This window comes from Nitrospirota bacterium (genome assembly GCA_020846775.1).
Lineage (GTDB): Bacteria > Nitrospirota > 9FT-COMBO-42-15 > HDB-SIOI813 > HDB-SIOI813 > RBG-16-43-11.
In genome coordinates, this window is record JADLDG010000129.1 from 1 (window position 1) to 4,165 (window position 4,165).

5 protein-coding genes are annotated in these 4,165 nt (G+C 51.4%); all 5 read right to left on the minus strand.

The window, feature by feature from the left end:
• Window positions 1-523: hypothetical protein (locus tag IT392_13595; GenBank protein MCC6545505.1), on the minus strand; the 523-nt coding region annotated here is incomplete at its 3' end.
• Window positions 524-992: 469 nt separating this feature from the next.
• Window positions 993-2,330 carry a nicotinate phosphoribosyltransferase gene (locus tag IT392_13600; GenBank protein MCC6545506.1) on the minus strand — a complete coding sequence of 446 codons (1,338 nt, stop codon included), beginning with the start codon at window positions 2,328-2,330 and terminating at the stop codon, window positions 993-995.
• Window positions 2,327-2,914: an isochorismatase family protein gene (locus IT392_13605; protein ID MCC6545507.1), complete on the minus strand. Its 588-nt coding sequence runs from the start codon at window positions 2,912-2,914 to the stop codon at window positions 2,327-2,329. Before IT392_13605 ends, IT392_13600 begins: the two co-directional genes overlap by 4 nt.
• Window positions 2,915-3,071: 157 nt before the next feature.
• On the minus strand, window positions 3,072-3,590 hold the full coding sequence (locus IT392_13610) for a hypothetical protein (GenBank protein MCC6545508.1): 519 nt from the start codon (window positions 3,588-3,590) through the stop codon (window positions 3,072-3,074).
• An 11-nt stretch (window positions 3,591-3,601) separates the two neighbouring features.
• A partial coding sequence (locus IT392_13615) for a hypothetical protein (GenBank protein MCC6545509.1) occupies window positions 3,602-4,165 on the minus strand: 564 nt, incomplete at its 5' end.

Consider the following 4,165-nt stretch of genomic DNA (forward strand, 5'->3'; position numbering starts at 1 on the left):
AGTGAAACCCTGTATCAAGATATGAAGTGTCATTGGATGCCGGAGAATTCACCATGAAGGCGAGACCTGCAGGGATGATCCATGGCCTGAGCTTTCCGAACTCAAAGCGATACTTAGGGGCAAACACAACATTCAGTTCCGAGACGTTGACCGTGGAGGTCGCATAGCCAACTGTTCCGCCCGGTCCGTCATCCTCCAATGCCTCCTCTCGAAGGACACTTGATGTTTGAAGGACATTCTTATCCGAGAAGCTGGCATACTCCACCATGAACTCACCGAGCAGGGTGTTGCCAAACAACTTTGCCAGCGGTATGTCCAGTCCGGCACCAATGACTTTACCGCTGTCATCATCATTTTTCCCCATAAGTCCGTAGGTGTCTGTGAATGCCTGTCCGCCTCTGTCATCCTTCAAATTTGCTGTCCCATATTTATAGAAGACCTGCCCGCCAGACTGGGCAAAACCTGTTCCTGCCACAAAAAGCCCTGAGATAATAATAATAACAAATACAATAAGTTTTTTCATGACCCTGCCTCCTGTTCAAATTGATCTAAATAAACATAATATTAATGCACGAGAAATTCATTTTATCCTATATTATTCACCTCCTTAAGAGAAGATTTTCATTGCATGAACATTCACATAAACATCCCGCTTTAATTCGGAAATAACGCTGCCGCATTTCATTAAGGTGACCACTTTATCCGGCACGATCAAAATCAGGCGTCAGGAGACCTCATCGGTACTCTGAAGGCGAATAATAATATAAAGGTCAGAGAGGGCTGTCAATAGAAATTAAAATACCCGGCTAATATTGTAATATATTCTGTCCCTGGTAAAGGGATTACAATGGCAGGTCTTTGGAAGTCAACATGACCACCCGGTTTTAAGCAGGGGACAGCCCAGATGTCATAACACTCTCTATGAGGGCGGTGACCTTTTCCAGCAAAGTCAGAGGAGATGTCGAATGACTGAGGGACTATTGGTCATAAAGTCAGTGCAACCTGTCTACCGCCATCGCCAGCTCACGCAGCGGCTGTGCAATGGTAACCGGGTAGGGTGGCGCCTCCTTGAGCTGACGCAGGTGGGGAGGCAGGCGCCGGAGTTCATCTGCGGCACGCCGCCGAATCTGCTCGAGTGCCTCCGGCTCGTGCACTCGCGTTCCGTTTTTCATCACCGGCCGGATCAGCATTTCACCAGGCAGCGAGTCGTTTTCCAGCGAAAGCACATCGCCGGTCATTATGCAGTTCGCATCATACGTGCGATAAACCTGCTTGCGTCCCGGCCAGGTGGCCTTGCCTTCGGAACGCTTGCGCCGCGCGCGCCCGGCGTATTCCTGCAGCTTGTAGGCGCAGTCTAAAAACGGTGCATCAGCCGAGGTATCCATGGCCGTGCCGACGCCGAAACCGTCAATCGGTGAGCCTTGCGATAATAAGTTCCGCAACGCGAATTCATCGAGGCTGCCACTCGAAAAAATGCCAATTTCCGGGAGTCCAGCCTCGTCCAGAATTCGGCGCACTTTATGTGCGTGAAGTGCGAGGTCGCCGCTGTCAATACGCACCGCCTTGACGGTAATGCCCGATTTTTTCAGGCGCGGCGCCAGTTCTGTTACCTTACGCGCCGCAGCTTCGGTGTCGTAAGTGTCGATGAGTAGCGTCACGTTTTCCGGCAGGGCTCGGGCAAAATGCTCGAAGGCAAGTTCTTCATTGTCGTGCGCCTGGACAAAGGAATGCGCCATAGTGCCAAACACCGGTATATTGAACTCGGAGCCGGCGAGTACATTGGAAGTGCCCTGGAACCCGGCGAGATAACTTGCCCGTGCCGCGAACAACGCCGCTTCGGCGCCATGGGCGCGCCGCATGCCGAAGTCCACCAGCAGTTTGCCGGGAGTGGTCAGTACCACGCGCGCGGCTTTCGAGGCCACCAGCGTCTGGAAATGCAGCAAATTGATAATCCGGCTCTCGACGAGCTGTGCCTGCGGGATCGGTGCCGTCACGCGCAGAATCGGTTCATCAGCAAAAAACAACGTCCCTTCCGGCATGGCATGCACATCGCCGGTAAAACGCAGCCTGGCAAGCTGATCGGGAAGATCCCCGCTGAAAAGCCCGCTGCGGCGGACCCAGTCGAGTTCTTCCCCGGTGAAATGCAGGTTTTCGAGGAATTTCAATACCTGCTCGAGCCCGGCCGCCATCAGGAAACCGCGGTTCTTAGGCAACCCCCGCACAAAAAATTCGAAGACCGCGATATCATTCATCTCTGTCGCGAAGTATGCCTGCAGCATGGAGAGCTGATACAGGTCGGTAAGCAGAGGGCTTTTGACGGAATCTATCATGTATCGAGAACATCCAGGGTAACAGGTTTCGCGCCGAGCCGATCCATCTCCTCCTCGGCTTGGCGGCCGTCATCCGGCTTCACGTTGACGGCGCGGATGGCATCGGCGAGCAGGTACACCTCGTAGCCAAGACGGCGCGCATCGCGCACCGTGTTCAGCACGCAATAATCTGTGGCAAGTCCGCCGACGAACAAGCGCTTGATTGTTTGCTCACACAGGCGTGCGTCGAGATCGGTCCCATCAAAGCCGGAATAGGCGTCCTTGTCCGGGGCGGTTGCCTTGGAAATGACGATAGTGCCTGTGGGATATTTCAGGTTGCCGGCGAACTGCGCGCCGCTGGTTTCAGCGATGCAATGCGGCGGCCAGGGCCCTCCCTGGGCCTTGAACGAACAGTGATTCACCGGATGCCAGTCGCGCGTGACGTAGACAGGCAATGCGCGAGCCGTGAATGCCGTGATATAGCGGTTCAGCACCGGCACCACTGCATCTCCATGAGGCACCGCCAGGCTGCCTCCGGGAAGAAAATCGTTCTGCACATCTACAATTATCAATGAGTCGCCCGGTTGAAGGGCGACATGTTTCATTTCGGTCGCGCCCATTATTTACTTGCATTCTGCCGAGTTATTACTTTTTTCCTGAATCTGTCAGACCCATTGATCGTTATCCTTATTCAAGGCATTAAGCTCATGCCAATTGAGCGATAGAACGCGGCCCATGAAATTGTTGTCTATAACAAAATCATCACAACCCCTCAGCAGCCTTCTGGGCAGCATCAATCCAGCCCGACAGATCTCCAGCTGCTGTAGTTTTTTGAACGGCCCTCACCACCTTCCCTGTCTCCACCTCAACCATACGAAGGTCAAGACGCATCTGGCCTCCGATAATAAGATAACCACCGAAAACCATATATCTGGCCCCCATCAACTTCCCCAGTTTTAAACGGGTTGCCTCATCAACGAGCGAGGTCGTTCCAAGGTTCAACTCCTTGAGGGCATGAAGCAGGCGCGCTCTCTCTATTACGGTATATTCCCTGTTAGACAGCGTTTCAATAATCCGGCCTGAGAGAAGTTCCCCCAGGTCGGGCCGCATTGATGTGGAAGGGCTCAAATCCTCCAGGTCCCACACGGCAACTGTAACTTCGCTGGATTCTCTTATGGAAGAGACACATGAAATCAGCATCAGAGGGATGATTAAAAACAGGCAATACAACACCCCTTTAAAAAAAGGGGGATGTAATAGTTTGAATGGAATTTTCGTCATGATACCTCTGCTTACTTTAACATGGCAGTTTCTATTATCCGTTCCTGTACCTTATCATCAGCCTTCAGATTCCTTACCTGGTTAAGCACACGTACAAAGCACATGTCAGGCTCTACGCTGACAACCTCAACTTCAGCCACCGATCTTGGCGATGCCTTGAGGGTCTTCCCCTTATATTTCACCGGTTCCTGATCTTCTATAACTTCAAACCTTATACCAGGTACCACACCCTGATTTGAACCAAGATTTACAATATATTGATCACCTGAGTCTTTTACTATATAACCTCGCAGGGGGTACTTTAATATGATGGTTTTAAGTATTTCCCTGTTGAGCTGAAATAGTTCTTTTTCAACTGATACAGGGTCTTCAAACTTTTTGGTAGTCACCTGCGCGATGGCCGATGTTTCGGTATCTATAAGCCTCATGCTTAACATCGTTGAATCGGGCAAATAAAAAATGGAGCCCGTTCCGATCAATCTGGCCGCCAGTATTTTGCCAAGTTTAAGGGCAGTCTCAGGATCTGCGAGATCAGATGATCCAAGATTTAATTCTTCAAGAAGTCTATCAATGAG

Bases quoted from the DNA above. Each gene is read 5' to 3' on its own strand.
- IT392_13605 (MCC6545507.1), bottom strand. From the start codon at position 2,914: ATGAAACATGTCGCCCTTCAACCGGGCGACTCATTGATAATTGTAGAT.
- IT392_13610 (MCC6545508.1), bottom strand. From the start codon at position 3,590: ATGACGAAAATTCCATTCAAACTATTACATCCCCCTTTTTTTAAAGGG.
- IT392_13600 (MCC6545506.1), bottom strand. From the start codon at position 2,330: ATGATAGATTCCGTCAAAAGCCCTCTGCTTACCGACCTGTATCAGCTC.